1 protein-coding gene is annotated in these 2,183 nt (G+C 37.9%); it reads right to left on the bottom strand.

From position 1 onward, the window contains the following. Positions 1–88 precede the first annotated feature (88 nt). On the bottom strand, positions 89–2,035 hold the full coding sequence (locus tag ALO_RS14610) for an ATP-binding protein (protein WP_004097183.1): 1,947 nt from the start codon (positions 2,033–2,035) through the stop codon (positions 89–91). Positions 2,036–2,183 lie beyond the last annotated feature (148 nt).

Here is a 2,183-nt window from a genome sequence, read left to right on the forward strand (position 1 = left end):
ATCGTCTTCTACGATAAGCATGGAAAGGTAAAGAAATCACAGCATGAGTTTGTGCAAACCAGGGGATGTTTTACTCTTCATATACTTGTTATGCCCTTCGTATTGATTGAATGGCTACGGGTCTCCCTGAAATTAACGCCTTCCCGGCGATAATGGCATGACCATTATTTAGACGACATATGTTTTCAACATAGTCTTCTTCCATAAAACTACTCAAAAAATCATTGCTTGTTTTGTCAAAAGCTTGGAAAGAAATGATGGTATTGCATTGAGATAAGACACTCTTCGTAACATTTGCTGTTCGTTGAGTAACAATTATTACTCCGCAACCAAATTTTCGCCCCTGCATAATATATTTACTAATTTGATTAACTAAGTCTCTATCTCCTGGATTAACAGCACTATTCCATTCAGGGATAAGAGAATGAGCCTCTTCCATAAATATGCATACTTTGGGCTCAATTGCGATTTGGGCAGGATTATATTGTTGCTGTGCCCATTCATAAGTCCTTCTTGTTATTTCAAGTGCAGAATGTACGTTTGTGGCTGTTGCAACAACAAATACATCAGTAGAAGCTAAGAATGCATCAATTGCATTTACCCCATTGATGATACGTGAATTACCAGTTATAGGTCGAACATGATTATTGTAATCTCCCGAATTATCTATGCAAATGACCTTAATTCCTCTAGCAATTAACCCTTCAATTATCGTATAGCCCAAACAAGATTTACCACTCCCGGTTACACCAAGGATTGCAGTATTATGAGTAACTAACTCAGATTTATTTACTAGGATTGGGTGGCCTGTATTAAACGTACCAAGCACCATTTGATTTGTAGTGTATGCTCTGGTGCAAGTTGCGATTTCAGTGAATGGTTCTGCTCTAAAAACAATTGTGTTTATCGGAGGTACCCAATTAAAATCCTCAAAACACATTCGTTCTGTATTCCATGTTCCAACCTGGATAGCAATCGCCATGGTATATCCAAGACTATCCCGATTTATTTTTTCCTCATTTACAATTGCGTTAACGATCTGATAAAGAATATTACCTTCCCTGTATCTAACCTGGACAATATCATTGTTTTTAATAATCCTGTCATCCACATATAATTGAATGTTAAGTTTCCCGATTTCTGAATTATTTCCAACCAAGCCAATAATGTCAGACCGTCTGCTGTATATATATGAATGATTCACTTGCTCCTGACAGTGCTCAACTTTAAAGATATATTTTTGGGCATTCCATCTCGATTCCTGATGATCAAGAATTATCGTTCTGGCCATCAACATATTGTTTCCTTGAAAAGTATGTAATACCAGAAGATACAAAGCATTCGATTCATCAAATATGGGGTCTGGACAAGCCGCAATTACGCTAAGAGTGCTCAACTCATTGTTAAGCTGAACAACAACTATATTAGCATCTTCAAATCCTGTAACTATGCCGCAATATTCAGGAGCGGGTATATTAGTTCGCCAGAGGCTAAATAGATTTTTAATTATTTGATGGGGTTTTGACAGCACAGAGAGAGCAAGAATAATCCAAATAACAAGAAGCCAGGCTTGCTTATCTTGTTCAACGAATGATAAAACGCCAAAAACAAACGCATACGTACAGAGTATTTTAGCGCTACCAAGCTCTTTCACTAAGATATATGCAGCGCGACCTATTGTTCGGATGCGTGGAGTAATCTCGTAAGTACTCTTTTCGATTGACATTAACACAATACAAAGCAAAAAGACAAAAGCACATAGTAACTTCAAGACCGTCCAAGCCCATATGAATGGAGGCTCCTGCAGCGTAAAAGTTGTAAAGAATAAAGAAGCCGAGGAGGCAATGGCATCCGTTGGCTTGGTCTGAAAGTGCTCAGTGAGAAAAGAGCCAATAATTAAAGATAAAAATCCAGCCTGAAACCAAATCAGATGGTTATCCGTGGGAATATCAAAAGATCCTCGGACGTAATAGTTCGCCCCCTCTAATAATAACATGAATACAATTGCATACATTACCCGAATAGACTTTCGCATTACTCCACCGTCCTTTACGAGTCTGCCATAGGGTAGGATGTACCTACTGTTGAATATCAACATCGTCTTACAGACAAGCATCACAGATTAGCCATACTTTATATTTTGACAAATTCTGAATGGTACCTGCATATCTTTACGAACTATT

Origin of the sequence: Acetonema longum DSM 6540 (genome assembly GCF_000219125.1) — a bacterium.
GTDB lineage: Bacteria > Bacillota > Negativicutes > Sporomusales > Acetonemataceae > Acetonema > Acetonema longum.

Excerpts from the sequence above, each read along its gene's own strand:
- ALO_RS14610 (WP_004097183.1), bottom strand. The coding sequence starts at position 2,035 with ATGCGAAAGTCTATTCGGGTAATGTATGCAATTGTATTCATGTTATTA.